At 45.0% G+C, this 26131-nt stretch carries 28 protein-coding genes; 14 read left to right on the top strand and 14 right to left on the bottom strand.

All coding sequences use genetic code 11. From position 1 onward, the window contains the following. The first annotated feature begins 127 nt into the window (after positions 1-127). Complete coding sequence (locus R7Q09_RS14805; RefSeq protein ID WP_318070941.1) at positions 128-1225, top strand: ElyC/SanA/YdcF family protein; 1098 nt, start codon at positions 128-130, stop codon at positions 1223-1225. A 77-nt stretch (positions 1226-1302) separates the two neighbouring features. Here R7Q09_RS14805 and R7Q09_RS14810 read toward each other — a convergent pair whose 3' ends face one another. After that, complete coding sequence (locus R7Q09_RS14810) at positions 1303-1725, bottom strand: organic hydroperoxide resistance protein (protein ID WP_005374640.1); 423 nt, start codon at positions 1723-1725, stop codon at positions 1303-1305. 137 nt (positions 1726-1862) lie between these two features. On the opposite strand from R7Q09_RS14810, the gene R7Q09_RS14815 reads away from it, so the two are divergent. The 3 genes from R7Q09_RS14815 to ahpF all read left to right on the top strand — a co-directional run bounded on the left by R7Q09_RS14815 (position 1863) and on the right by ahpF (position 5087). Then, the gene (locus R7Q09_RS14815; protein ID WP_136976782.1) at positions 1863-2321 is read left to right on the top strand and encodes a MarR family winged helix-turn-helix transcriptional regulator; all 459 of its coding nucleotides are present in this window, start codon (positions 1863-1865) and stop codon (positions 2319-2321) included. Positions 2322-2626: 305 nt separating this feature from the next. Next, positions 2627-3184, top strand: coding sequence for an alkyl hydroperoxide reductase subunit C (gene ahpC, locus R7Q09_RS14820; RefSeq protein ID WP_005374632.1), 558 nt, complete (start codon positions 2627-2629; stop codon positions 3182-3184). Between the two features lie 334 nt (positions 3185-3518). Continuing rightward, complete coding sequence (ahpF, locus tag R7Q09_RS14825) at positions 3519-5087, top strand: alkyl hydroperoxide reductase subunit F (RefSeq protein ID WP_318070942.1); 1569 nt, start codon at positions 3519-3521, stop codon at positions 5085-5087. Positions 5088-5336: 249 nt separating this feature from the next. Here ahpF and R7Q09_RS14830 read toward each other — a convergent pair whose 3' ends face one another. Both R7Q09_RS14830 and R7Q09_RS14835 read right to left on the bottom strand, forming a co-directional pair. Beyond that, positions 5337-5906, bottom strand: coding sequence for an imm11 family protein (locus tag R7Q09_RS14830; protein WP_025520467.1), 570 nt, complete (start codon positions 5904-5906; stop codon positions 5337-5339). Positions 5907-5917: 11 nt separating this feature from the next. Continuing rightward, positions 5918-6523 (bottom strand): AHH domain-containing protein, encoded by a 606-nt coding sequence (locus R7Q09_RS14835; protein WP_198039125.1) that lies wholly within the window; start codon positions 6521-6523, stop codon positions 5918-5920. A gap of 319 nt (positions 6524-6842) precedes the next feature. Between R7Q09_RS14835 and R7Q09_RS14840 the strand changes: the two genes are divergently transcribed. Then, on the top strand, positions 6843-7262 hold the full coding sequence (locus tag R7Q09_RS14840) for a VOC family protein (RefSeq protein WP_005374615.1): 420 nt from the start codon (positions 6843-6845) through the stop codon (positions 7260-7262). A 77-nt stretch (positions 7263-7339) separates the two neighbouring features. Here the strand turns inward: R7Q09_RS14840 and R7Q09_RS14845 are convergent, their stop codons facing one another. After that, positions 7340-7879, bottom strand: a complete 540-nt coding sequence (locus tag R7Q09_RS14845) for a CAP domain-containing protein (protein WP_017634523.1) — start codon at positions 7877-7879, stop codon at positions 7340-7342. Positions 7880-8006: 127 nt separating this feature from the next. Next, positions 8007-8963: a LysR family transcriptional regulator gene (locus R7Q09_RS14850; RefSeq protein ID WP_065275550.1), complete on the bottom strand. Its 957-nt coding sequence runs from the start codon at positions 8961-8963 to the stop codon at positions 8007-8009. Positions 8964-9089: 126 nt separating this feature from the next. On the opposite strand from R7Q09_RS14850, the gene R7Q09_RS14855 reads away from it, so the two are divergent. The 3 genes from R7Q09_RS14855 (at position 9090) to R7Q09_RS14865 (ending at position 11288) form a co-directional block, all read left to right on the top strand. After that, positions 9090-9776, top strand: a complete 687-nt coding sequence (locus tag R7Q09_RS14855) for a DJ-1/PfpI family protein (RefSeq protein WP_318070943.1) — start codon at positions 9090-9092, stop codon at positions 9774-9776. 119 nt (positions 9777-9895) lie between these two features. Further along, positions 9896-10426, top strand: a complete 531-nt coding sequence (locus tag R7Q09_RS14860) for a sigma-70 family RNA polymerase sigma factor (protein ID WP_318070976.1) — start codon at positions 9896-9898, stop codon at positions 10424-10426. A 166-nt stretch (positions 10427-10592) separates the two neighbouring features. Beyond that, the gene (locus tag R7Q09_RS14865; protein WP_005383527.1) at positions 10593-11288 is read left to right on the top strand and encodes a VC0807 family protein; all 696 of its coding nucleotides are present in this window, start codon (positions 10593-10595) and stop codon (positions 11286-11288) included. Positions 11289-11361: 73 nt separating this feature from the next. Here the strand turns inward: R7Q09_RS14865 and R7Q09_RS14870 are convergent, their stop codons facing one another. Next, a complete protein-coding gene (locus R7Q09_RS14870; protein ID WP_318070944.1) occupies positions 11362-12354 on the bottom strand; it encodes a zinc-dependent alcohol dehydrogenase family protein in 993 nt (330 codons plus the stop codon). A gap of 88 nt (positions 12355-12442) precedes the next feature. Next, on the bottom strand, positions 12443-13258 hold the full coding sequence (locus R7Q09_RS14875; RefSeq protein WP_258474592.1) for an AraC family transcriptional regulator: 816 nt from the start codon (positions 13256-13258) through the stop codon (positions 12443-12445). A 111-nt stretch (positions 13259-13369) separates the two neighbouring features. Here R7Q09_RS14875 and R7Q09_RS14880 point away from each other — a divergent pair, with 111 nt between their 5' ends. Further along, entirely contained in the window at positions 13370-14062 is a 693-nt protein-coding gene (locus R7Q09_RS14880) for an MOSC domain-containing protein (RefSeq protein WP_005374601.1), read from the top strand. Positions 14063-14127: 65 nt separating this feature from the next. Here R7Q09_RS14880 and R7Q09_RS14885 read toward each other — a convergent pair whose 3' ends face one another. Both R7Q09_RS14885 and R7Q09_RS14890 read right to left on the bottom strand, forming a co-directional pair. Next, a complete protein-coding gene (locus R7Q09_RS14885; protein ID WP_318070945.1) occupies positions 14128-15366 on the bottom strand; it encodes a DEAD/DEAH box helicase in 1239 nt (412 codons plus the stop codon). A gap of 264 nt (positions 15367-15630) precedes the next feature. Next, on the bottom strand, positions 15631-16632 hold the full coding sequence (locus tag R7Q09_RS14890; protein ID WP_005383547.1) for an arginine deiminase-related protein: 1002 nt from the start codon (positions 16630-16632) through the stop codon (positions 15631-15633). Between the two features lie 404 nt (positions 16633-17036). Between R7Q09_RS14890 and R7Q09_RS14895 the strand changes: the two genes are divergently transcribed. Together R7Q09_RS14895 and R7Q09_RS14900 are read left to right on the top strand one after the other, a co-directional pair. Continuing rightward, positions 17037-18887, top strand: a complete 1851-nt coding sequence (locus tag R7Q09_RS14895; RefSeq protein WP_005374597.1) for an ABC transporter ATP-binding protein — start codon at positions 17037-17039, stop codon at positions 18885-18887. 591 nt (positions 18888-19478) lie between these two features. Further along, the gene (locus tag R7Q09_RS14900) at positions 19479-20186 is read left to right on the top strand and encodes a DUF445 domain-containing protein (protein WP_005383549.1); all 708 of its coding nucleotides are present in this window, start codon (positions 19479-19481) and stop codon (positions 20184-20186) included. A gap of 103 nt (positions 20187-20289) precedes the next feature. Here R7Q09_RS14900 and R7Q09_RS14905 read toward each other — a convergent pair whose 3' ends face one another. Together R7Q09_RS14905 and R7Q09_RS14910 are read right to left on the bottom strand one after the other, a co-directional pair. Then, positions 20290-20766 carry an Lrp/AsnC family transcriptional regulator gene (locus tag R7Q09_RS14905; protein WP_005374595.1) on the bottom strand — a complete coding sequence of 159 codons (477 nt, stop codon included), beginning with the start codon at positions 20764-20766 and terminating at the stop codon, positions 20290-20292. Between the two features lie 292 nt (positions 20767-21058). Further along, positions 21059-21307, bottom strand: a complete 249-nt coding sequence (locus tag R7Q09_RS14910) for a hypothetical protein (RefSeq protein WP_130545664.1) — start codon at positions 21305-21307, stop codon at positions 21059-21061. Positions 21308-21665: 358 nt separating this feature from the next. Between R7Q09_RS14910 and R7Q09_RS14915 the strand changes: the two genes are divergently transcribed. After that, the gene (locus R7Q09_RS14915; protein ID WP_085569453.1) at positions 21666-22199 is read left to right on the top strand and encodes a GNAT family N-acetyltransferase; all 534 of its coding nucleotides are present in this window, start codon (positions 21666-21668) and stop codon (positions 22197-22199) included. 18 nt (positions 22200-22217) lie between these two features. Further along, positions 22218-22652 (top strand): hypothetical protein, encoded by a 435-nt coding sequence (locus R7Q09_RS14920; RefSeq protein ID WP_017820067.1) that lies wholly within the window; start codon positions 22218-22220, stop codon positions 22650-22652. A 91-nt stretch (positions 22653-22743) separates the two neighbouring features. Here the strand turns inward: R7Q09_RS14920 and R7Q09_RS14925 are convergent, their stop codons facing one another. Next, positions 22744-22983, bottom strand: a complete 240-nt coding sequence (locus tag R7Q09_RS14925) for an RNA recognition motif domain-containing protein (RefSeq protein WP_005374587.1) — start codon at positions 22981-22983, stop codon at positions 22744-22746. Positions 22984-23131: 148 nt separating this feature from the next. On the opposite strand from R7Q09_RS14925, the gene R7Q09_RS14930 reads away from it, so the two are divergent. After that, the gene (locus R7Q09_RS14930; RefSeq protein ID WP_167415803.1) at positions 23132-23665 is read left to right on the top strand and encodes a GNAT family N-acetyltransferase; all 534 of its coding nucleotides are present in this window, start codon (positions 23132-23134) and stop codon (positions 23663-23665) included. 124 nt (positions 23666-23789) lie between these two features. On the opposite strand, the gene putP is transcribed toward R7Q09_RS14930, so the two are convergent. Both putP and R7Q09_RS14940 read right to left on the bottom strand, forming a co-directional pair. Then, positions 23790-25283: a sodium/proline symporter PutP gene (gene putP / locus R7Q09_RS14935; protein ID WP_005374582.1), complete on the bottom strand. Its 1494-nt coding sequence runs from the start codon at positions 25281-25283 to the stop codon at positions 23790-23792. A 136-nt stretch (positions 25284-25419) separates the two neighbouring features. Next, positions 25420-26127: a delta-1-pyrroline-5-carboxylate dehydrogenase gene (locus R7Q09_RS14940; RefSeq protein WP_005392153.1), complete on the bottom strand. Its 708-nt coding sequence runs from the start codon at positions 26125-26127 to the stop codon at positions 25420-25422. Between the last annotated feature and the right edge of the window lie 4 nt (positions 26128-26131).

Raw genomic sequence — 26131 nt, forward strand, 5'->3', positions numbered from 1 at the left:
GAGTTGGGATTCATTTCACAGATTATTCATGAAGCGAACCTAGACTGAAAAAATTCTATCGACCCCGTTCGACCTACAACGCTAGGCACAATAAAAACTAGGTACTACAGCACCTCTAGGACATTCCATGAAGAAGAACTTACTTGCCATTGCTCTTGGTAGCGTGATTGCGCTGACTGCTGCCCCATACTCTATCGCGGCTAACGATGCTGCCGTCCAATCTTCCGCCGACTACTCACAGATCGTCACCAAACGTCAGGTTGTCGACCAACTGCTGAGTGACGCGGTACAAGCATTCAAATCCCCTGCGCGTATCTCACATGCGGGTTTTACCGCCAAAATGCCGAGCAACATGGAGATTGTTACCGACCGCTTGCTTGAAGCCTACAAACTTGAGCCGTACCGTACTGACCTACTGATTTCTGCGGCCAACGCGCAGATCTACAACAAGAATGCAGACCGCGCGATTGAACTGTTCGAACAAGCCCTTTCTGTTGCTCCAGACAATGTGGATTTACACGCTTACTTAGCGGTATGGCAACGCTTTGAGGGCAACCAAGCGGAATCAGCGAAACACATGGCGACACTCACTAAACTCAATGCAGGTAAAGCCGCAGACATCCAACGCATCTTCGACACCGTAGACCGCGTACTTGCCACGCCACTAAAAGAGAAAGCCGACAAAGGCAAACTGGATGACAAAGGCGCAATCGTTACATTGGGATACGCGCTGAACCCAGATGGTTCAATGCATCAAATCTTGGTTGAGCGTTTGGAAACCACGCTAGCCATGGCAAAAGCAAACCCAGACGCGTTGATCGTATTGACGGGTGGTGTACCGAAGAACCACAAAACCGAAGGCAAATTAATGGCAGATTGGCTGATCGAAAAAGGCATCAGCAAAGATCGCATCATTGAAGAAAACTACGCCACCAGCACGGTAGGTAACGCCCTATTCAGCAGCTACGCGTTGGCGCGTCATAACATCAAACACGCGACCATCATAAGCTCAGCGAGCCACGTGCGCCGTGGTCAAACCTTGTTTGAAATCGCAAGTTGGCAAACTGGCCCGCAAGGCATCACTTTCGACACAGTGAGCTACCCAGACAAACCACTTAAAGACTTAGCCAAAGCCAGCGATAGCGAACTGCTTGGTATCTACCGCGATGCTCTGCGTACTTACGGCATGTGGAGCTACCGCTCTTACCCGCTAGAGTCGCGTTAAGTATTCTCGACTCATACCAATCAAAAAAGCCTGCGTACTTGCAGGCTTTCTTGTCTTTGTGCAGTGATAAGAACCGCTTAAATTGCTTCGCCGTTTACCGTTACTGCCACATCAATGTTGCCACGAACCGCGTTTGAGTATGGGCAAACTTGGTGTGCAATGCGCGTTAGTTCTAGCGCTTGTTCTTGTGGCATGTCTAGCTCTACCGCTAGGCTCACTGTTAGTGCAAAGCCGCCGTTATCGTTCGGGCCGATGCCCACTTCCGCTGTTACGGGTGCACTTTTTAGATTTACTTTACCTTCACGTGCTACGTGCAGAATCGCGTTAGAAAAACATGCCGAATAGCCCGCTGCAAAAAGCTGTTCTGGGTTAGTTGCTGCGCCTGTGCCGCCCATTTCCTTCGGATATGACAGCTCTAGATCGAGAAGACCGTCATCAGTTTTTACTTGACCATTACGACCAGCCAAAGCGGTAGCTTGAGTTTTGTATAGAGTAGTCATGCGAGTGTCCCTCTTAATTTAAGTTGTACGCAATTTAATTGCTTGCAATCTTATATCGAAGTAAAGATCGTTTGCAACTATATTGTGCACAATTTATTTTATGACTCTCTTTCTCTGTGATCAGGTAGGCAACGCCAATGAGCCAGTGTTACACCGACAACACCATGACCGACGACGATAAACTCTTACTCGAAAACCAAGTTTGCTTCCCGCTCTACAGCGCAGCAAATGCAGTGATCCGAGCTTACCGCCCGTTGCTGGACGAGCTTGCTCTGACTTATTCGCAGTACTTAGTGATGATGGTGCTGTGGGAAAAAGACGGTGCCAGCGTGAAAGAGCTGGGATCACAACTGCATTTGGACTCAGGCACGCTCACGCCGTTGCTTAAACGCTTAGAAGCAAAAGGCTATGTAGAGCGCGGTCGCAGTGAAACCGATGAGCGCGTTCGTGTACTCAACCTAACAGAACAAGGTCGTGATCTTAAGGAACAAGCCAAGTCAGTGCCAAACGCCATGATGTGTAAAATCACCTTAGAGCTGGATGAAATGATCATGCTGAAGAAGTTGTGTGGCAAAGTGCTCGATAATCTGAGCTAACAAGATAGAAGCATCCGCTTCCCCACTTCCTATTAGAAAGAGCCTGCCGAGATGCAGGCTCTTTCGATCTTATTCAGAACATCCACTTAAGGTCATCATCAGTATTCTCTATTGCTAATCTGCCTTCATCTTCAATAAAACCTATCAAAGCAAACTCACTTACATCGGATTTCCCTATCAAGTGAAATAGGAAATGGCTATCAATAGGATAGTTACAAGCGATTTTCCTTAAACACACTCCGATGAGAATATACTTTCCGAAAGCAACAACAGCTCAGCTTAAAACATTCAAAGGAAAGTAAATTATGATTAATACTCAAATCAAACCATTTGCCGCTACAGCGTACAAAAACGGCGAATTCGTTGAAGTAACAGAACAAGACGTTCTAGGTAAATGGGCAGTATTCTTCTTCTACCCAGCAGACTTTACGTTTGTATGTCCAACAGAACTGGGCGACCTAGCAGACCACTACGAAGAGCTACAAAAACGTGGCGTAGAAGTTTACTCAGTATCAACTGACACACACTTCACTCACAAAGCATGGCACGACAGCTCAGACACAATCGGTAAGATTCAGTACTACATGCTTGGCGACCAAACAGGCAACATCACAAACAACTTCGGTGTGATGCGTGAAGGTCAAGGTCTTGCAGACCGCGCTACGTTCCTAATCGACCCAGAAGGTACTATCCAAGCAATGGAAATCACTGCTGAAGGTATCGGTCGTGACGCAGAAGACCTACTACGCAAAGTGAAAGCAGCTCAATACGTAGCAGCACACCCAGGCGAAGTTTGCCCAGCTAAATGGAAAGAAGGTGAAGAGACACTAGCTCCATCACTAGACCTAGTTGGCAAAATCTAAGTCACTGAAATTTAAGTTCTAATCAGTTCCGATTTCCTTTTTCTGATTAGAACTGAATTAGAGAGCACTTCAGGTTAGATACCTTGACGACCTTCTGCCTGATTTGCTCTCTCCCCCTCAGGTTTTATCTACAGTAACCACTTTTTATTGCCTATCTGAATAAGTAGGTGTGCAGTAATTGCGTAGAAAAAATCGTTTAGAACCAGGCATAGATTTTCGATAGCTAGTTCCTCTAACTACAAAATCTATAACGCAGTTATCAACGATTTTAGCTAGCAAGAATGAACAAATACTTGTTTTGATTGGTAACTATTTAATTAAGGTAGTAACAACTATGTTAGACCAAGCGATCCAACAACAACTCAAACAATATCTGGCTAATGTAAAAGAAGAAGTTCGTTTAGTGGTTAGTCTAGATGAAAGCAAAGCATCCAATGACATTTTGTCTCTAGCGAGCCAAATCGCAGAGATGAGCGACCTAATCACCGTTGAACGTGACGACAACGCAAGCGCACGTAAACCAGTGATGGCGGTAACTAACCCAGCAAAAGGCACAGCACTACGCTTTGCAGGCTTGCCAATGGGTCACGAATTTACCTCTCTAGTATTGGCACTGCTTCATTCTGGCGGTCACCCAATCAAACTAGAACCAGAAGTGATTGAGCAAATCGCAGCACTAGACAAAGATCTAGACGTAGAAATCTTCATTTCACTGTCGTGTCAAAACTGTCCGGACGTGGTTCAAGCGTTCAACATGATGGCGGCGATCAACCCGAAAGTAAAAGCAACCATGATCGACGGTGGTTTGTTCCAAGATGAAGTGAAACAACGCGACATCATGGCCGTACCAAGCGTATTCGTGAACGGTGAGCTATTCGGTCAAGGCCGTATGTCTCTGACTGAAATCCTAAACAAAGTGGATGACGGCGCGAGCGAGAAAGCGGCGAAAGCACTGAGCGAAAAAGACCCATACGATGTACTTGTTGTCGGTGGTGGCCCTGGTGGTAGCGCAGCTGCTCTATACGCAGCTCGTAAAGGTATTCGTACTGGCGTTGTTGCTAAGCGTTTTGGTGGTCAGGTTATGGACACCATGGCAATTGAGAACTTCATTTCAGTAAAACGTACTGAAGGTCCAAAACTGGCAACTGACCTAGCAGAACACCTAAAAGAATACGATGTAGATGTCGTGACCGAGCAACAAGCTGAGAAGCTAATGGGCGCAGCACACACAGAAGATGGTTTGATTCACATCCAACTTGAAAGCGGTGCAACACTGAAGAGTAAGAGTGTCATCTTAAGCCCTGGTGCACGCTGGCGTGAAATGAACGTTCCGGGTGAGCAAGAGTACCGCAACAAAGGTGTCGCGTACTGCCCACACTGTGACGGCCCACTGTTCAAAGGCAAGAAAACTGCGGTTATCGGTGGTGGTAACTCAGGCATCGAAGCGGCTATCGACCTTGCTGGTATCGTAGAACACGTAACGGTTCTTGAATTCGCAGACGTACTTCGCGCAGACCAAGTGCTTATCGACAAAGCGAACTCACTACCAAACGTAGACATCATCACGATGGCGCAAACAACAGAAGTAGTGGGTGACGGTACTCGCGTAACAAGCTTGAAGTACAAAGACCGCAACACAGATGAAATCAAAGAGATTGAATTGTCAGGTATCTTTGTTCAAATCGGTCTAGTACCAAACACAGAATGGCTAAAAGATTCAGAAGTAGCCCTATCTGAGCGCGGCGAGATTGAAGTCGGTAGCCGTGGCGATACTAGCTTAGAAGGTGTGTTCGCAGCGGGTGACGCAACAACCGTTCCTTACAAGCAGATCATCATTGCGATGGGTGAAGGTGCAAAAGCAAGCTTAGGCGCATTTGACTACCTAATCCGTAAGCAAGGCTAATCTCCAAATTTCTTGGACACAAAGCGCACGGTGCTGTGTTTTCTTCCCCGGAAAACCAATCGGGGCACCGTGACAGCGATGAGTAACAAGAAATAAAATCAAAAAAACTAGAAGCCCAAAGACTTTGCCAGCAGGTACTAACTGCTGGCTTTTTTGGTTTTTTTTGGGGGGGGGGAAACAAATTATTACTAGAAATAACAGAGTAAAATAAAGCTGCCGAAATACACTTAGGGTGAAACATTGCGGGCTTTAACTCGTTTCTACTGCTTCAAATATCAGACCTTTTAGCTGACAACGATGGTAAATTTCATACAAACCACCTAATTCATCATTACAGTAAACACCGCTTCCGTTATTTTCAATCCTGAACAAGCCTCCGGATTTGATTGATTTACTACTCAACACTAATTTTTTAAACCGCTTTACACGACTTGGCTTACCATTAGCTCTTACATTTAACACAGTGCGATCCTTATCAATGGCATCGCAAGTTTTGAGTATGTTTATAGCATACCAACGCTCGCCAGCGACGCGTAATGGCAAAAACTCACAACTGGAATCAAGAGCTTCGTTTATTTGATTATATGCGGACTCAGAACAAGCAAACTCGCCTGCACGCCAGATTGCAAAATCAGGTTTTGTTGTAAGCATGTGGTTATCACTCACCCACTCCAAATCAATAATCATCCAAGTATCAGCGACACGCTCACCACATAACTCCCGCAAATCGCCATCCGAGTATTGTATAGAAATCTCTAGTTGAGTTTCTTGTAAAAAAGGGAAATTCTCAACATCATGATTTAGTTTAAAAACTTTCATCTTTTGCTTACTTAAATCAAACGGTTAACTGGGAAGTCCCCATCATGTAACATTTCTCCGACTTCACGCAAGGTATCAATGATACCAGTACGACCAAGTCCTTCTGCGATCGTATCTCGAAGGAGAGAGTCCACGTTGAGATAATAAACCATAGTATGTGTTTGGCTATGAGCTACTTTTGTTGGAATGCCATCATGAGGTATATGACACCTGAAACGAGGTAGCCAAACACCGTTCGCCTCATGGTCAATATCTATTCCCCATGCAGCTAAACGCAATCTCGAACGAGAGCAGGCCGCGCTTTTATCATCAAACCAAGGAACTATATGGTGAGCACAAGTATTGCTAGGCTTTGGTCCTCGATTTGCCGAAAGCATGTTTTTGGCTAAGTTTTGACTATGTCTCTTGTGATGTTCCCACCGTATATGTCTACTCAGCAGCAAATCATCCTTACTTATATTTCCTTTTCTAAACTTTACAGCGTCAATTACTCGTCCTGCATAGTGAATCGCAAAGGCTTGAGCCTGCTGTTTAGCCAAACTAGGGTTACCTGTCGAATTAAGCAAATCAATCTCTAACTCTTTAATCGACACACATTTTTCTTTCACACCACTCACAAACAAACCCTTTGCAATAAAATAAGTGTAAAAAATAAACTATGAATCTAGTTGTTAAAATGCTTATTAGTAAGTCTACAAAAGCAGTCTAATATTCTTGAAAATGACAGTATTATATATTTCCATCTATAAACTAACTATTTTCAAACTGTCCGTTATACGCAACCTGTTGACTCCTACTCTAAAGCCATCCACATCCCGAACTCTAAGTTAAATACGGGGTCACCCTAAAAAATTTTAAAAAAGCCCTTTACCTCAACTTAACTTGAGGTTTTAGCATATTCATCGTTGGCTAGAAAATGACAAAAAGGAGCACATCATGATCCAACTAGAACATATTAACTTAGTCGTGAAAGATATCCCTGAAATGCTGAAGTTTTACCAAACTGCATTTCCACATTGGTACGTGCGTGATGAAGGTAAAGGCGAATGGAGTGGCAAACCAAGAAACTGGCTACATTTTGGCGACGAGTATCAATACATAGCCATGAGTGACCATGGCGAAGGAGAAAACCGCGAGTTGAGCGGGCACCAAGTTGGGCTAGCGCATTTTGCTTATGTGACCAACAACGTCGATGCAATCATCAAAAGACTAACCGATGCAGGTTATCCGATTGCCCAACCTGGTGCTGATGAACCATACCGCAAAAATGTGTATTTTGTTGACCCTGCCGGTTTTGAGATTGAATTTGTTGAATACCTGGCGGATGACCCAAAACTTCGTAACCTGACAAGCTAAAAGAGATGTAAATAATAAAACGCCAGCAGATAGTGACTGCTGGCGTTTTATTTTATCTATCAGGCTTCTTTATCGCATTAGCGCTGTTTGGCAAAAACCTGAGTCCAGTAATATCCGTAGCGTGCAGAGTGATTTTCGACAAGCGACGCGCCCATCTGATCAAAATCCGCACTCATGATATTAAGGCAGTGACCTTCACTCGATAACCAAGCATTAATGACGGCGTTAATGCTGCTTTGCCCTACGGCGACATTCTCACCAATGGCGCTCCAAGCATAACCCGTTGCGTTAACTCGATCTGACATTTTGCTGCCATCAGAGCCTGTGTGGCTCATGAAATCGCTGTTCGCCATATCGCTTGAATGTCGATAAGCGGCGCTTTCCAAATCGTAGCTCCAAGTCAGGGCCCCAACAGGTGGCATGGTGGTTGCGCCACACTGTTGTGTAGTAGAGCGGGCGCTGTTGACCGCTGCAAGCATCTGCTCGGCAAATGTGCCTTGTGACGATGTGGAACCTGTGTTTTGTGAGCCGCTTTCTGCTGGGGCTGACGACTCCCCATCGCCGCCACATGCGCTGAGAAGTAGGGCCAAAGCAGGCACTAAGATCTTAGTTGGCATTGTCTTTCCTTTATGAGTGACGAAGAGCAAACTGCGCTTTTCGATAATAACGCCCAATAAACTAACAAAAACCAATAAAAGCACCATATAGCTTAGGGGTTTTTAACCAAAGACTCACATGAAGTTTTCAATCACCTTGGTTCGGTCGATAAATCGGCAACGTTTCAGCCCAAGTATGGAATGGCGTTTCATCCATATCCTGTATTGCTTGAGTGATAAAATCGATGAACACCCTAACTCGTGCAGGCACATATTCCCGGTTGGCATAGAGAAGATACACGCCATTTCCTGCTTGGCGCATGCTCGGAAATATCGGCACTAAACGCCCCGCTTTAAGCCAGTCTCTCGCGATAAAATGAGGAATCTGAGTTAATCCTAAGCCTTCTGCGCAAAGCTCTGCCATGGATTCACCGTCATTTACAATATAGTTTCTTTCGGGGTCATATTCACTCGCACCGTCTGGTTCTGGCATCCGAATCGGCAACAGTTTCCCCGTTTGTTTAAAACGAAAACGAACCCAAGAATGGTCATTGAATACATCCGGGCTACTCGGAACACCATGGCGCGCTAAGTAATCCTGACTGGCACAAATGATAAAATCGATAGGGCTGAGCTGACGCACAATCAATTGACTATCGTGAGCGACACCAGAGCGAATCGACACATCAATACCTTGCTCAATAATATCAACGTAGGCGTCATCGTAATGAATATCGATAGTGATGTTAGGGTAGCGGCGGCAAAACTCTTTTAACAAAGGACGAATATAGAGGCGACCGTACGAGACAGGCACATTAATCTTAAGCTGCCCTGAAAGTGCATCATTGTGACTTTTTAATGAATCCTCACATGCCGCCAGCTCTTCCAGTACAAACCTAGCAGTATTTGCGTACCGACGACCAGCTTCTGTCAGGCGGCTCTGTCGCGTAGAACGTTGAAAAAGCTGTATACCCAAATCGCTTTCGAGACGATGTATGGCTTTGCTCACGGTCGAAGGGTCAGTGCCATACACTTTGGCAGCCGCAGCAAAACTACCGCCATCTAAAGTGGCAATAAAAAATCGTAGGGACCGTATCTTATCCATATAACCAATGAACTCTATTCATGAATTTTATTCACTTTAGTAAAGACCAAGTGGCTCTTCAATCACTAATTAGCCTAAATATAATGAACCTCAATAACTTGATGCTCTGTTAGCGAGGAAAAAACCATGGGTAAAAGCGGATTGAAGAATGCACTACAACTATTGATAGCAACACTAGTCCTATTCTTTGGGGTGCTTCAAACAGCACATGCCGAAGATAAACGAATTGGTATTCTAGTTTACGATGGCGTACTGACCTCTGATGTTACTGCGCCTTTAGAGGTTTTTGGCGTCGCAAGTCGTCTCACTTGGTTTAGCGATTATGACGTGCTCACCATTTCCGTCTCCGATCAGAAAACCATCACCACTGAAGAAGGATTAAAAATTGGTGTGGATGCTTGGATTGGTGATCTGCCGGAACTCGACGTACTGGTTTTAACATCCAGCTATGACATGGATGCACTAATCGAAAATAAAGATCTCATTCACTTTATTAAAACTACCTCAAAGGCGGCAGATTGGATGGCAAGTAATTGCTCTGGCGCGTATTTGTTAGCCGAAGCTGGCCTTTTAAACGGCAAAAAAGCAACAACTTGGGCCGGAGGTGAAAACGGCTTTCAAAGAGATTACCCAGCAGTCAAAGTACAAGTCGACCAGAATTTTGTCATTGATGATGGCGTTATCACTTCGAACGGTAGCCTAGTTAGCTATCAAGCTGCTCTTAAGCTACTTCACCTTATGACTTCAGAGTCTAAAGCTCAGGAAGTCGCAGATGCCATCCAGTACTCACGTTTTTCCAACCAACCATTTTAAGCGTGTAAGAAAGTAATCAGAGCCACCCTTCGATATTTCGAAGGTTAACTCTTCGAATTTATCTTCCTAATCGAACAACCCTTTTTATCACTGTAAAAGCGATAAAAGGGTTGTCGTTCATCTGGCAGACACAACGTGCTCTCCAAACTTTTTATCTTAATGCTATGGAAAAACGTAAACGTTACGAAGCACTGACGAAAGAGCGATACCAAGAGATCTACCGTCTCGCGTATTGGTTATGCAAAGATCACCACCTTGCTCAAGATTTAGCGCAAGAAACCTTCCTGAAAGCGTGGCGATTCTTTGATAATTTAAATGATCCCAATGCCGCGAAGTCTTGGCTCATTACTATTTTGCGTCGTGAGAATGCTCGGCGCTTTGATAGAAAACAGTACGATTTTGTCGACATTGATGAGTGTGCAATACAGACAAAAACCTACCCTGGCAGTGACTACGACATGGCCCAAGATTGGCTTCAAAAACAAATGATGATTCTCGAACCCAAATACCGAGAGCCGTTGCTCTTGAGCTTAGTGGCTGGGTTGAATCATGATGAAATTGCCCAAGCCTTGAGGCTCAACCACAACACAGTGGCGACTCGATTATTCAGAGCGCGTAATCAGATCATCGCACAGAAGGAGAGTCATTAAGACACAAAAAGTAGTCAACCATGTAAACTAACTGGCTATGCTCCGGTCTATTTCATAAGTCGTTACACAACTCGACGCTTTAACGCTTTACATCAAGCGCGACTAGATGAACACTTCTTGTCAAAGTACAATAACAGCCGACATAGAGTAGAGTCAGTAAAACATTATGAGTAACACGACGGCGAAAAAGCCGAATCCCTTATTTGAAATCCTTTTCAACGTATTTATCCCTTCCTTCATTTTGATGAAGTTTAGTGGCGATGAGCATCTAGGGACAGCAATGGCGCTGGTTGTCGCTTTGCTATTTCCTATCATTTATGGCGGTATGGACCTTGTCCGTAACAAGAAATTTAACTTTATTTCTGCTCTGGGCTTTATCAGTGTTCTACTAACTGGTGGCATCGGCTTGTTAGAGCTTGATACACGCTGGTTAGCACTAAAAGAAGCCCTGATTCCTGGCCTGATCGGTTTAGCGGTTTTGGGTTCAACGTTTACCCGCTACCCGCTGATGCAGAAGTTAGTACTGAATGACACAGTGTTGAATCTCGCGTTGATTAACCAACGTTTAAAAGAAAATGGTAAAACCGATGCGTTCGAACGTTGTCTTATGTCTTCTAACTACCTGTTTGCAAGTACTTTCGCGTTCTCATCTGCAATGAACTACTTCCTTGCGACTTGGATTGTGACTAGCCCTTCTGGTACTGCTGCCTTTAACGAAGAGTTAGGAAAAATGACGCTGTACAGTTACCCAATGATTGCCATCCCAAGTATGTTGATGATGTTCGGTATTTTTTATTACATTTGGCGTCAAGTACGTGCGATGACATCGCTCGAAACAGAGCAAATCTTCCATCTAAAATAGCCCTATCATTACAAATAAACCCATAAAAAAGGGAGGATTTTATCCTCCCTTTTCTCAACAGGCTCACTGTAATTCACAGCGTCAAAATGATTTTACCTGACACTGCTGACGAGCGTCGCTCAACCATTTCAATCGCTGTTTGAAAGTCCTCTAACGGCAGATCATATGCAACGTTTAACTTTATGTCGCTGCTAATAAAGTGCTCTAACATTTCAGCGAACACCGTCTTTCTCCCACCTTTACCTACCGATTCTTCCCAATACCGCAAAAAGAATGTACTAAAGTCGATGTTGTTGGCCTCCATCGATTCAAAAAACCCAGGCGTATAAGGCGTTAACGACAATGTTCCGTAGTTAATGTATTGGCCGTTTTCTTTCAAGGTACGAATGAGATCCGTGCCAGCCTCACCACCTATCGCGTCCAGAGCGACCGTTGGTTGTGGCAGTTGGAGCGTTTGCAGCTGCGCTTGTAAGTCTTTCTTCGCGTCCAACACTGGAATGGTATCGTACGGATACTCGTCTGGCTTTGAGGTCACAGCAATCAGTGCAAAACCCAGTGAATAGGCGAGCTGGGCAAATATCTTACCGATCGCTGACCCTGCTGCATTGATGATCACCACATCGCCTTTGTTCAACTTCGCCACTTTAGTGGTGATAACCCACGCGGTTAGCGCGTTGATGTACAACTGGCAGGCATAGCCGTTCTCCAAACTCTCAGGTAGCGGAAAAAGATTCTCAGGCGAAGCATCTATGTAGTATTGCCAAGTACCACTCATCGCCACCAACACTTTTTGCCCAACTTGAAGGTCAGTTTGACCGACTGCACTGACTTCCACCACACGCCCAACCGCTTCAAATCCCGGCACGCGAGGTGGTACGTGAACGCGGCGGTATTGCCCAACACCATGAATGGAAAGCAAGTCACTTGGGTTAATATTGGTGGCTTCCAGTCGCACCCGAACCTTGCCCTGAGCAAGCGGTTTGAGGGGCTCTTTTTCCAACGACAGCGACGTTTGGGGTTGACCAAAACAGAATTGATTCACTCGAGTATTTATCGTTGGTGCCATTGTTATTCATACCATGTAATTGAAATTCAAAAAGGAAGTTTCGCGACTTCTACTCAAAAGCATTAAGTGAAGTCGAAGCTCTGTATTTCTACCTGCGCGATGCGCCGTTCACTCTAAACTGTTGTGGCGTCATATCAAAATAGGCTTTAAATGCTTTGATGTAGGATGAGTCGTTTTGATAACCCACTAGGTCTGCAATGGCTTGGATTGGCAACGATTCATCTAACAAAGAAAGCGAGTAAATTAGCCGAATTTGTTGCCGCCAAAGTAGAAATGAAGTGTTGAATTCCTTGGCGAACAGCCGTGATAAAGTACGCTCAGACGCCCCAATTTTCTCCCCCCACTCTTTTAGCGAACAGCTCAACGCGGGCTCGTCGGTCAACTGCTCGAAAATCAGTTTTAGTCGTCTGTCTTGTGGCAGCAATAACTGAAATGTCTGCACGTTGCGTTTCAAAATTTGATCATGCAGCACCGCCAGCAAATGCAGCACTTCTTCGTGGCTTGTCTCACCTTCACACTGTCTGCGGATCTCTTGTAAAAGCTCATTTAAAAACGACGTTAAAGCAATGGTTCTCACTTGTGGCTCGTACGTTGCGCCAAACTCAGGGTTGAGGTAAATACCAACAAATATCGTGTTGCTTAGAGCAATCGACTCGTGTTGAACACCCGCAGGAACAAATAACGCAGAGGTGTGCGGAACCAAATGCTGATAATGCTCCGTTTGTGTTTGCAATAACCCTTTGATAGGAAAGATGATTTGATGCCAAGTGTGTTGATGCAGCGCATCAATGTAACCTTTTGGCATGTCGATGGTTTTCACTAAAACAGGAGAATGGGAATTCGCAGCCATCATCTCATTGGAGGTGACGACGCCTGACTTCGAATCAATTTGGCGAGTTAGCATTGTTAGTTGTCTTTTCACCCCTACACCGACACAAGTTTACTAGGCTATCATGCTCCGCATCGCGAATGAAGGTAAACACTTTATCTCTCATTCAAATAATAAGGAGGTTACATGAAGAAAATCGGCGTCGTAAAAGCTGTGCTAGCAGGGAAAACCGTCCCTTATGCTCATGGTGCGCAAAGCGCAATCAACAAACAAGTGCTGCCTGAGCGCCAGCATGCAACAGAGCTCGGTTTTATCAGTGATGAGCAAGGTGATCCGCGCTTTCATGGTGGCATTCAAAAAGCGCTTCATATTTACCCAAGCGAGCACTACCCAATCTGGCAACAAGAATTAGGCGAAAGAACCATTTTCCAATCCGCCGGCGGCTTTGGCGAAAACATCAGCTCCGAAGGCGTCACCGAATCCACGATTTGCTTGAAAGATAAAATTCGCATCGGCTCAACACTACTGGAAGTGTCGCAAGGTCGCATGCCTTGTTGGAAACTTAACGTACGCTTTGACCAACACGATATGGCGAGAAGACTGCAAGATACGCTTCGAACAGGCTGGTATTTCCGAGTGTTGGAAGAAGGCGATATCGGTGCAGGCGACGAGATTATTCTGTGCGAAAGACCTTATCCAGAATGGCCACTGGCTCGCATCATGGGCGCGGTTTTCACTGGCTGTTTAGATAGAAAAGAACTCACTCAGCTGTCTGAGCTGCCGTTAGTCGAGTCTTGGGGCAAGTTGGTCGAGCGCCGCCTAGAAACTGGCGAAGTTGAAGATTGGGAAATGCGCTTGGTTGGCCCAACTGTGGGTTAACACCCCAAAGTAAAATTTAAGCCACGCTCTGAACCGACTATGCCGTCAGAGCGTGTTTTTTTGGTTTACTTCGCACTCGGGGCTGGGCGTTTCGACTTACCTTGGAACTGCTTAATGCTCTTCTTAGCATTAGTTCGGCGGTTGGCTTTTTTATCGCGTGGCGCGCGTTTGCTCTCGCCAGTTGATGGCTTATCCGTTACTGGAAAACCTGCCAGATCTTGCACTGGTAATGCACGTTGAGTCAGGTGACGAATCGCGCTTAGTGCGTCCATTTCACCATGACAAACCAATGACACCGCCACACCTTGCTCGCCAGCGCGAGCGGTACGCCCTACTCGGTGAACGTAAGTTTCTGCATGCATTGGCAGTTCAAAGTTGATCACTACAGGCAATTGCTCAATGTGAATGCCGCGCGCTAGTAGATCGGTGGCAATCAACACCTGAATTTGCCCAGATTTAAACTGCGCCAGAGCTTCTTCTCGCTCATCTTGACTCTTATTGCCATGCAGCGCATTGGTTGAGATGCCCGCTTTATTCAGCTTCTTCGCTAAGCCATCGGCGTTCTCTTTCGCACCAATAAAGACTAATGCCTGAGTCCACGCGTTTTTTTGAATCAGTTCAATCAATGCCTTGGTTTTACTGCCTTTGTTAACGAGGTACAGCGTTTCAGCAATATCTTGGTTGGTGCTGTTTTCTTGATGCGCTGCAACTTGCTTTGGTGCCTGCATAAGCAGCTTCGCTTTACCCTTCAACTCATCTGAAAACGTTGCGGAGAACATTGCGGTTTGGCGCTGGTTTGAAATCAGCCCCGCAATATTTTGCACGTCAGGCCAAAAGCCCATATCCAACAAACGATCCGCTTCATCCAATACTAGATAATGAACATTGCTCAAATCCAGGCCATTGTTTGCTAGGTCAACCAAACGACCTGTCGTCGCGACAAGGATATGAGGATTTGTCGCTAGCGCCTGCTGTTGTTGCTCTTTATCAACGCCGCCACACAAGCACACTGTTTTAATGCCAATAACTTGACCAACTTGGTTAACTGCTTCACTCACTTGCATTGCCAGCTCACGCGTTGGCACAAGAATCAGCGCCTTTTGCTCTGGATTGACACCCAGCTTTTCCAACAAAGGCAAACCATAAGCAAGGGTTTTGCCGCTGCCTGTATTTGCCAAAGCCAATAGATCTTGACCAGCCAACAGCTCAGGAATGGCCAACGCTTGAATATCGGTCGGTTTCTTGAAGTCTTTTGGCAGTGCGTGAATCAGCTCAGAACTCAATGAGAGAGTAGAAAATGGCATTAGCGAAACCTTGTACTTTTGGTTGAAGAAGCAATAAAAACAATGAAGATGCGGTAAAACGCAGGCGCGGACTTTATCACAATCTGCTAGGTGAACCATCCTATTTTAGGCGCTTAAACCAAGCGTCGCCTACGCAAATCGTCAGAAAACTAAAAAGCGCAAAAAAGCCGTTAGTCTGTACTGCCACAGAGCTAACGGCTAAAAACCCTTGAAGAGAACGCTTCATCAGCCTTTCACTGCGGCTGAAAAGAAATGTGCAGTTTATTAAAGCACAGCTTTACGATTCGGTAAGAACACTTCACCCAACATGCAACGAACCGAACCACCACCAATAGATTCTATGGTAGAAACGTCGAATGGCAGCAATTTACCGTGCGTTGCCAATTGGTTTCTTTGTGCTGGTGAAAATGCATCGTACGCCGATTGCGACATCGCAATCACCTTATCGCCGTTGATCGTTTCCAGTTGCAGAATGTTACCGCAGAACTGGTTCATCTGCTCAAGCGAAATTGAGATGACTTGCTTGTCTTTGGCGAGTGACTTCATTACAAAACGACGCTCAAATTCTGGGATCACTTCGTCACAAATCACGCAAAACTGTTCGCCAACCGCCATCATCACATTGGTGTGATAAATCGGCGCACCAGACGGCAAACGAGTTTGGAAAGAAATCACTCGTTCATAGCCAATACGATCGGCGTAATCTTCTAAAACCAGACGATCACAACGTTGTGAGAGTGCGGCGTAGACCGTTTTATTTAGGTGGTCAAACACCATCACACCCGTGCTTTCTAAATACGCTTGCTCATCAAGATATTCAGTTAGACTGCTGCGTCGATGAACTTCTCGCCCAGCTTGCGCTAGTGCTGCCACAAGCGCATCGGGACGTACTTCTTTTTGACGGTTTTCACAGGCCATTGGAAAGGTGTACAACGTGCCATCTGGCGTAGTGCTAAACCAATTGTTTGGAAATACCGCGTCTGGCGTCGCAACATCTGAAGTTGGATAATCAAACTCAACAACTTGAACGCCCTCTTGACGCAGCGTTGCAACCATACTCGCGAACTCGGCCATTACTCGACGTGAGACTTCTTCTTGGCTGAGTGACACTTTATGTTGGAACTCATTATCTTGTGCGGTTTCTTCATTAAAACGAAACTCTTTCGGTGGCACCATCACTACGCAGTTTGCGGTTTGGCGCTGAGCACTTTGCGTGCTTTCTTCTTTCCCATTAGCAAATTGGGTCACTGATTCGTGTAATAGCATCCAATACATCCCTTATCACTAGAATGAGGAGATTGTAAATTTATTGTTAACTTCAGTTTTGCTGTTTTGACAATTAATTTAATTGCACAAAAGTAATTTTTGCTGCATTAAGTTCATTTTTCCTTAAATTTTATTGTCACTTTGCAGGTTTAAGCTTTTATGGCACCACGATGAACATGATAAGAATTCATCATAAGAATCAGAACCATAGACAATCACACTCATAACCAACTAGTTACATTTAAGACACAATCGGTTAGACTATTTTTTCGCCCCTCTCGTCAATCGGTCTGCTTTATCGAGGAGCAGGCAAAAAACTCTCATACACGCGGTTTCGTCCAAAGCAGCGTGAATCGATGGATTTAGCCACCCCAAATGGCACTGTTTTAACTTTAGGATGAGTTATGTTTAAACGATTTGAAGGCTTTACAGAGCCGTTCCCCAAATCTACACCGGATCAGCCTCCTTCAGGGATGTTCGCTTTTCTGCGTTATTACACTCGTGGTTATGAAAAGCCTTTGATCATCATGTCTTTGATGGCCACAATTGTGGCTGTTGTTGAGGTAATGTTGTTTGGCGCGATGGGACAATTGGTTGATTGGTTGTCTACCAGCAATCCAGAAACGTTCTTACAAGACAACAAATCGGATTTGATTTTCTACGGAGCCTTATTGCTGGTTGTCATGCCTATATTGGTGATCTTGTACTCGTTGCTCGTTCATCAAACGTTATTGGGCAACTACCCAATGTCTATCCGCTGGCTTGCACACCGGTATTTGCTCAATCAAAGCTTGAACTTCTATCAAGATGATTTTGCAGGTCGAGTCGCAACGAAAGTCATGCAAACCTCATTAGCTGTGCGCGAAACCGTAATGAAAGCTATGGATGTGTTTGTTTACGTTACGGTTTACTTCACCAGCATGATCATTATGTTAGCGACGGCAGACTGGCGTTTGATGATCCCAATGATCGTCTGGTTACTCGCTTACATCGCTATCCAAATCTATTTTGTCCCTAAGCTCAAAGACGTCGCTTCAGCGCAGGCCGATGCACGTTCGACAATGACAGGGCGCATCGTCGACAGTTATACCAATATTCAAACCGTCAAACTGTTTTCTCATAGCCAGCGCGAAACCCAATATGCCGAGCAAGGCATGAAAGGATTTTTGAATACGGTCTATCGTCAAATGCGCCTAGTGACCGGCTTCGACGTCGCTGTAGAGATCTCAAACTATATTTTGGTGTTTTCCGTTGCTGCTTTATCGATTTACCTGTGGTTGGATAGTGCCATTAGCGTTGGCGCGATTGCGATTGCTGTTAGTCTTGCATTGCGCGTAAACGGTATGTCGATGTGGATAATGTGGGAAGTTGGCGCCCTCTTTGAAAACATGGGAACCGTTGTCGATGGAATGAAAACGCTCTCTAAGCCTATTGATATTAAAGATAAACCAGGTGCAAAAGACTTGGTTGTCACTGAAGGAGGCATTCACTTTGATAACGTCAGCTTCCATTACGGTGAGAACAAAGGCGTAATTAGCCATCTCGATCTCAACATCAAACCAGGAGAGAAAGTCGGCTTGGTTGGGCGCTCCGGCGCCGGAAAATCAACTCTGGTGAACTTGTTACTTCGTTTCCACGATGTCGAAGACGGCAGCATTAAGATCGATGGACAGAACATCTCAGAAGTCACACAAGACTCTTTGCGTTCAAAGATCGGTATGGTGACCCAAGATACTTCTCTGCTACACCGTTCAATTCGAGACAATATTTTGTATGGCAATCCAGATGCGACAGAAGAAGATTTGCTGAAAGCCACTAAGCAAGCGCATGCCCATGAGTTTATCGAAACTCTGACCGACCCATTTGGTAATGTCGGATACGATGCGCAAGTTGGTGAACGTGGTGTGAAACTGTCTGGCGGCCAACGTCAGCGTATCGCAATATCTCGTGTGCTACTCAAAGACGCACCATTGCTGGTATTGGATGAAGCAACATCGGCTCTGGATTCAGAAGTCGAAGCGGCGATTCAGGAAAGCTTGAATGAATTAATGCAAGGGAAAACGGTTATTGCTATCGCTCACCGATTATCGACCATCGCACAAATGGATCGCCTCATCGTGCTAGATAAAGGCAGCATCGTTGAACAAGGTTCTCATCAAGAACTCATTGCGAATAACGGCATTTACGCCCAGCTTTGGGCGCATCAAACTGGCGGATTTATCGCTGAAGAACTAGACAATCAACACGCTTCTTAACGAGTGATAAGCTCAATAAAAACGGCGCTTTAAGCGCCGTTTTTTATTTTAATCCATGGCTAGATGCTCATATAGCCATTGTGGTTTCTCATATATGAAACACTCTCCATGATAAAGCTCACACTTTTTCTGCTAATATACCGCCTCGTTGCGTATCCATTGCAATGAACACAATACAGAGTATTGAGCCGTCTTCATTTGTCATTTCACTTTTTGAGAAACAGCTATACTCAATAGATGGCTTAGTTATTATATTAACAATAAGGTAATTAGCTTATGTGTAAATGTGGTTCAATGCAGATAGTACAACTCAAACCAAGTTGGGCTGACAAGCTATTCGGCTACTCAGAAAGATGGAAATGCCAACTTTGTTGTAAGATCTACCGCATCTAAAATTAAAAATAGAATCTTAGTTTTTCTAAGAAAAAGCAGTGGCCCGACAATGATTGTCGGGTTTTGTTTTTCCGAGCATTCATTTTTTTCCCTTCGCTACAAGACTACTCATCACGGCAAAACCTAGCATCTTAATGTGACTTAGGTATAGAATCAGGCCCACTTATTCTTTCCGATATTCATATATAACTGGTCACTATGAACAAAAGTTTGCTAACGAATGTCCTCGCTATCGCTTTGATGGCTGGAGGTCATCAATTACAAAACGACTATCTTTGGTATGCAGGGCTGTTTGCGTTCTCAGGCGCCATCACCAACTGGCTTGCCATCCATATGCTGTTTGAGAAAGTGCCTGGATTATACGGTTCTGGCGTGATCCCCGCGCGATTTGAAGAGTTTAAACTGGCTATCAAAAACCTGATGATGGAACAGTTTTTTACTGAAGCGAACATTGACCGATTCTTGAATAAAGAAATGGCGGGCGGTGTGAACATCGATCTTCAACCAGTAATTGAGAAAGTAGATTTAAATCCAGCATTTGATTCCCTAGTGGAAGTAATTGAAGGCTCTCAGTTTGGTGGCATGCTAGCGATGTTTGGCGGCTCGGAAGCGCTACAACCCATGCGCCAACCTTTCGTCGAAAAGATGCAAGAATCCATCATTGAGTTGAGCAAGAGCGATAACATCAAAGAAGCACTGAAAGAGCAATTCGAATCTCCTGCAATGATGGATGAGATAAAGCAGAACATTGAAGGTATCATCGATCAACGTTTAAGCGAATTAACACCGGCATTAGTTAAAGAAATGGTGCAAAAGATGATTAAACAACACCTTGGCTGGCTAGTCGTTTGGGGCGGTGTTTTTGGTGGTTTAATTGGCGTCATCAGCACCTTTATCGGGGCATAATCGCTCACCGATTTATTAAAAAAGGAGCTTCGGCTCCTTTTTTAATCGTGAAAAAGTAATATACCAAGCCACGCTAAATAAGGAGGCTCAACACATGCCTCGCCTAACCAAGGAGCTCGGGATTAACACCAAATCCCGTTTTATGTTCTTCTATGACCACTTCACTACGAGTTTGAATCACGCCCGGAAGCGTGCCTAACTTGCTCGACATAAACTCCTGATACGCTTTCATGCTCTTAACACGAACTTTTATCATGGTATCGAAATCTCCAGAGAGCGAGTAGCACTCTTCAATTTCAGGCATCAATTCCACCGCTTTCGCAAACTTTTCAAAAATAGAAAAACTGGTTTGGTCTAAACGAATATGGATGAATACTTGCACATCCAGCCCCAACTTTTCCGCATTCAACTCTGCATGGTAACCATTGATATACCCTTCTTTTTCTAGTCGCTTTACACGATCAGAACATGGAGAAGTCGTTAAGTTAATCAGCTTTGCTAGTTCTACAACTGGAATTCTGCCTCTCGAATGAAGCACTCTCAAAATATGTAAATCAATCCGGTCCAATTGATAACTCATTAACCCACTTCCTTGTAACCACTTAGAAAGCATCACATTAATCGTTGCTCAAAAAATTGCAAACCATCAAATGCACAGCATGTGAAATTCAGCAGAGAATAACCAGAAAACAACGAAGGAGGGAAAGAGCTATGATTATTGCCGCTCACTTAGTAACCGTGATATGAAGAGAAAAAGCAACCTAGCGGCTCCCGCGGAGTCGCAAATTTGAAAGCGCATGACACGCCTGTATAGATATGTCGTTCGGGCAACACTGCCCTATTTAGCCATTAATCATGGCTATCACTCAGAATTAGAGTGCGGCCGATGTATGCCGTGTAGGATGTGGAACAACCTCTCCAATTGCACGATGATTACAACAACGGCAGTAGTATTGAGGCTCCATCTCGTAATAATGTTCACCTGATACAAATTTCGCCATCAGCTGTGTAAAACTCACCATTTTGCCTGTTAACGACTCAACAGACTGAGGCTCGCAACGCTTCATAATCACTTTATGTTGCGTTGATTTTCTACAAGCTGCGCAATATATATCCGGCATTTCTCTTCTCCCTACTTTTTCGTCCTACTGACAATTGACATATTTTGTTCAAAATAATTCCACAATTAAAAAGCTCCTTTAATTTTTTGTGCCCTATCTTCAAAAAATTGAACGAAAGTATCAAAAAACTGAGACATTGGTCAGACCTCAACTTTTGTACCATCAATATGAGCAAACGTGCTTATGTGTGTAATAATACGACACATTACACATAAGCAATTGTTCGGGCTTATTATTTAGTAAGGCGCATGACAACTACACGCGTGGCTAGATCGAGCTTTCGAGACGCCTTGTTATCTCGATTTACCCCGCAAACCAGTTGCTCGCAGCTATAGCCGTCTCATCAAGGAAGAAATGCATGACGATACAACCGATTCTCACTACCGAAAGACTCGTCCTCCGGCCATTCAATATCGATGACTGCCAACAAGTGGCTTTACTCGCTGGAGATAAGCGAATTGCCGACATGACAGCAAACATCCCTCATCCTTATGAGCGACCGATGGCGCAAGCATGGATAGATAGGCACGATCCGATGTATCAGCAGCATCAAGGCGTGGCGTACGCTATTACCTTGCGAAACACTGGGGAGTTACTTGGTGCAGTGAGTTTACCGCGTATCGAAGAGGGCTATGGTACATTAGGCTACTGGGTTGGCGTGCCACATTGGGGGAAAGGCTATGCATTCGAGGCCTCCAAAGCCTTACTCGAATTTGCTCGAATGCACTTTGAGTTAAACGGAATAACCGTGATGCATTTGGTGGACAATCAGCGTTCTAAATCGGTGATCCAAAAACTAAATATCCCTTACATCGGTGACAAAACATTGCGCATGCAAGGCAAAGAACGAAAGGTTTGTGTCTACCAACTCACGTTCGTCGCTTCTGAATAAAGTCGAGGGATATGTCGGATGATCATCCATGAAACTTCACAAAATCTGCCCAAGAACAACCCTTTCTTGCTAGGAACTGTATTGTTGTCGCTGTTCTATTTTTCCTACCTAGCAGACAAGATCGTCGAGTTTGGACTCGTAGCACTCACAATAATAGGATTGAAACTGCTCTCAACGTACTTCACGCGCCGCGCGTTCAATCCTAAAACGCTAGATATCGATGCAAGCACCAACACCTTGAAGTACCGCCAGGGCTCAACGGTTTACTTCCGTCTACCTCTTGATGACATTGTCAAAGTCCAAATACAGAAAGAGTTCTTCTCTAGCAAAAGCTTGATGCTCTACACAGTCAACGACGCTTACCAAGTGCCGAATTCAGACAATTTCGATTCTCTACAGTTAAAGGATTTAATGAAACAACTTGAAGAGAGAATTGATGATCAATCTCGCTAAAACGAAAAGAGAAGACATTCTAGAATGTTGCCAATTTGGTCTCTAAATAGAAAGACAAAAAAGCCAGCAATAACGCTGGCTTTTCTCTGTGTTAGTCTTGCGCGACTTTCACGCGAATTTTGCTTTTTTCTACGTTCGTCAAATTCAGTGCTTCAAGAGCAGAAATGGCTTCTGCTTCGTCCGGCATGATGACAAAACCGAAGCCTTTCGACAAACCCGTGTCTTGATCAAGCACTAGCGAACACAGTTCTACTTTGCCGTACGCTGAGAATAATTTGCGGATATCTTGCTCGGTCATGTGACGAGCCAAGTTTCTTACTAAAAGTTTCATAATGAACCTAGTTGGTTTGATAACGGTTCGATTCTCTCAGTTTCTCTCTGGCAAACCAAGTGAATAATATGACGGCGTTGACTAGATCATTCTAAGTACATCTGTTTAAATGATTTTCCGTTCATTTTTCACCCATAGGAGAGTCGGCATGGAAACGAAACGTCTCAAACTCATCCCTGCTTGTTTAGAACGAGCCGAAGAGGCGCATCAAGCTGTCGTTCGCAGCCAAAAAACTCTCGAAGTCTATCTGCCGTGGGTGCCTCATGTGCTGACATTAGAAGCGATGATAGAAGGGACAGAGAAAGCCATCGCAAACTTTGAAAACTTCGAAGAAGAGCTGCGTTACTACATCATTGAAAAGGAAAGCGATCGCTTACTGGGTGCGGTCGGCTTGATGATTCGAGATCCCGACGTACCATCCTTTGAGATAGGTTATTGGTTAGATAATGCTGCCGTTGGCAATGGTTATGTTGCCGAGGCTGTGCTCGAAGTTGAGCGCTATGCGTTTGATGACTTGGGCGCCAAGAGAATCGCAATTCATGCTGATAGCACCAACCAAAAGAGCCGGGCTGTAGCCGAGCGCTGTGGTTATGAGTTCGAAGGAGAGCTCAGAAACGAACGTCTGACTACATCGGGAGAGCTGAGTAACACCGTTATTTACGCCAAAATTCATCGCGACTAACACTCCAATCTAACCGAGCAATGCTAAGCTTTGATCTCAAGCTACCACCATTAACGCTAATTAAGTTTCAGATAAAACAAAGCCCGCTAAAATAGCGGGCTTTGTGTTCATATACGGGAAGTTACTAGTCTAGTTCAACCAGTTTTTTCTCGAACGACTGGTGTTGGTCTAACACGTCTTGCGCAGCACCACCCGTTGCTTTACTTACCACAATGATGGCAAGCGTAGAGAAGATGATGCCCGGTACGATTTCGTACACATCAAACCAACCGCCAGTTAGCTGCTTCCAAACTACGATAGTGATACCACCAACAAGAATACCTGCTAACGCGCCGTTACGGTTCATACCGCTCCAGTAAAGGCTAAGTACAACCGCAGGACCAAATGCCGCACCAAAGCCAGCCCAAGCGTAAGATACAAGACCAAGTACTGAGCTATCAGGCGTCATCGCTAGGAATAGCGCAACAAGCGAAATAACGATAACACCGATACGACCAATCATTACGATTTCTTCAGAAGACGCTTCTGGCTTGAATACTTGCTTGTAGAAGTCTTCTGCAAGCGCTGAAGATGAAACAAGGAGCTGTGAGTCAGCGGTACTCATTACCGCCGCTAGGATTGCTGCTAACAACATACCCGCAACGACAGGGTGGAATACTGCGTTAACCAATAGCATGAAGATCTTCTCGCCGTCTTCTAGTTGAGTACCCGGATGACCCGTAACCCAAACCAGACCAACAAGACCAACAAGCATTGCACCGACCATAGATAGTGCCGTCCAAATCACTGCGATACGACGTGCAGTTGTTAGATCTTTGTTTGAACGAGACGCTTTAAAACGCGCTAGGATGTGTGGCTGACCAAAGTAACCAAGGCCCCACGCCGCTAGAGAGATAATGGCAATCGCAGACAATGGTTCGCCTTTCGCGTCATTCCATAGCGTTGCAAGTTCTGGGTTGATGTCATGTAGATCAGAACTTAGCTGACCTAAACCACCGTCCATTACCGCTATAGGAACAATCATTAGCGCAGCCGCCATTAGCAGACCTTGCACTAAGTCAGTCCAAGATACCGCTAGGAAACCACCGAATAGTGTGTAAGAAACGACACACACCGTACCGATGATAACAGCGTAGGTGTAATCTAGACCGAATACCGTCTCAAACAGTTTGCCCCCTGCGACCAAACCTGAGCTGGTGTAGAAAAGGAAAAATAGAAGAATGAAAAACGCAGAGATTGTCTGAATCAGTTTCGACTTATCGTTGAAGCGACGTGACAGGAACTCTGGCAACGTTAGCGCGTCAGTTTGGATACTGTAGGTACGGAGGCGTTTTGCACTGATGAGCCAGTTTGCCCATGTACCAAGAAGTAGACCGCCGGCTAACCAGAAGGCCTCGATACCCGCAGCGTACGCATAGCCAGGCAAGCCTAGCAGCAACCAACCACTCATGTCTGAAGCACCTGCAGATAATGCAGCAGGCCACGGACCTAGGCTACGGCCACCTAGGAAGTAGTCAGATGAATTGGAAGTCCTCTTATACGCGTAAACGCCAATAGCAACCATAATCAGTAAATACGCCACAAAAGTGGACGTGATAGCAAAGCTATTTTCTATCATTAGATAGTCCTCGTTATAATTATTTCCTTCCTTGCCTGCCCTGATATTTTACCGTCTCAGCAATACATCAGAGTATAAAAAACCAATCTGGACCGGCTCTCAGTCCAGTTACTCCAGATTGGCATTACAAGTCAGGTTAGTGAGTTTCGTTCCCCAACTCGAGTAGAGTTGCGTTACCACCCACCGCGGTAATATTTATCGTTCGAGTGCGCTCAGTAATGAAGCGCAACGAGAGATGAGGATCATGAGCCAATTTCGGTGACTCTAAATCCGTTTCAGAAACTAAGCCGACGATTGCACCGTCACGCTTAGCTAGTTGAAGATTGAGCGCATGCTCAATCTGTGAACGCCCAACATAACCCACACTACGTACATCGCTCTCAAGCAACGGGGCAGACGCATCGTACGCAACAACCTGGACTAAGTTAGATGGGAAGTTTGCCAACGCTACAGCTTGCTTAACCAATTGGTTTAGCTCTGCATTGTCACTGCAAACGACCACACTGTTTCCTGCAATTAAGGCACAGGTGATCATCGCAAAAGCACTGTATAACGCATTATCAGCAGGCTCGATGTTGTTTTCACAAATCACCAAAGCCACACCGCGTCCTGCGGCATACAGTTCGTTAGTTTCCCCTGTAGGGCCAACTAACTGGTGAGTTTCTGCAAGAAGAGCTGATGCTTGTTGCAAGTGGTAAGAAACCACTTTGGCAACGGTAGACTGCTGCCCTTCTAGTGCAGATTTAAATGCCAGAACATGCTCGCATTTGTAATCAAAATCAGTCAGATTCCACTGCTCCCACGCAGAGAATGCATCTTTAAAATAGGTGATCTGATGAACCATAATG

This window comes from Vibrio sp. 2130-1, assembly GCF_033339515.1.